This window comes from Streptomyces sp. SBT349 (assembly GCF_001083795.1).
Taxonomy (GTDB): Bacteria; Actinomycetota; Actinomycetes; order Streptomycetales; family Streptomycetaceae; genus Streptomyces.
Genome location: NZ_LAVK01000687.1, coordinates 1 through 1108 on the forward strand (window position 1 = coordinate 1; position 1108 = coordinate 1108).

Sequence of the window (1108 nt, forward strand, 5' to 3'; positions counted from 1 at the left end):
GGGTCGGGGTGGCCGCGGTCAACGGGCCCGCGTCGACGGTGGTGTCCGGTGAGGTGGCGGCGGTGGAGGAGCTGCTGGCGCGGTGCGAGGTTGAGGGGGTGTGGGCGCGGCGGATCGGGGTGGACTACGCCTCCCACGGTCCGCAGGTGGAGGAGATCCGCGACGAACTGATCCAGGCTCTCGCGGGGATCAGTCCGGTGGGGGGCGGTGTGGAGTTCCGGTCGACGGTCACCGGTGAGGTGGTGGACACCGCCACGCTGGATGCCGGGTACTGGGTGCGGAATCTGCGGGAGCCGGTGCGGTTCGCTCCGGTGGTGGCGGCGTTGGCGCGGGCGGGTGCGGGGGTGTTCATCGAGGCCAGTCCCCACCCGGTGCTGATCGCCGGTATCGGTGACACGCTCGCGGAGGCGGGGGCTCAGTGCGCGGTGGTGGAGACCCTGCGCCGGGATCAGGGCGGGATGGCACGGTTCCTGGCCAGTGCCGCACAGGCTCACGTGCACGGGGTGGACCTGGACTGGAACGCGATCTTCCCCGGTACCCATCCCCGCCGCGTCGCCCTGCCCACCTACGCCTTCCAGCGGGAACGGTACTGGCTGGACGCCGGTCGTTCGCGCGGCGCAGGAGACGTACGAGGGCTCGGGCTCGGAGCGGCGGACCATCCTCTGCTGGGGGCGGCCGTAAGGGTGGCCGGCGATGATGAGTGGCTGCTGACGGGGTGCCTGTCGGCCTCTACCCACCCGTGGCTGACCGACCACGTGGTGGCTGGGACCGTGGTTGTCCCTGGGGCCGCGCTGCTGGAGACGGTGGTCCGGGCTGCGGATCAGGTCGGCTGTGAGGAACTGGAGGAACTCACCCTTCAAGCTCCCCTGATGTTGCGAAAGCACGACGCCGTACAGATCCAAGTGAGGGTCGGCGTCGAGGATGCGCACGGCCGCCGCGAGGTCATGGTTTATTCCCGACCCGACGATCGCGATACGGACATCGATCATCCCTGGACGTGTCATGCGGTGGCGGTGTTGGCGGGGGGTGTTTCGGGCCGGGGTTCGGATGGGTGGGATGCGGGTGGTGTGTGGCCTCCGGTGGGTGCTCGGCCGGTGGATGTGGAGGG

1 protein-coding gene is annotated in these 1108 nt (G+C 70.3%); it reads left to right on the plus strand.

Annotated elements, in window-relative coordinates; genetic code table 11:
* Nucleotides 1-62: 62 nt before the first annotated feature.
* The coding region (locus tag ADY01_RS35825) for an acyltransferase domain-containing protein (protein WP_234320559.1) at nt 63-1108 on the plus strand (1046 nt) is incomplete at its 3' end.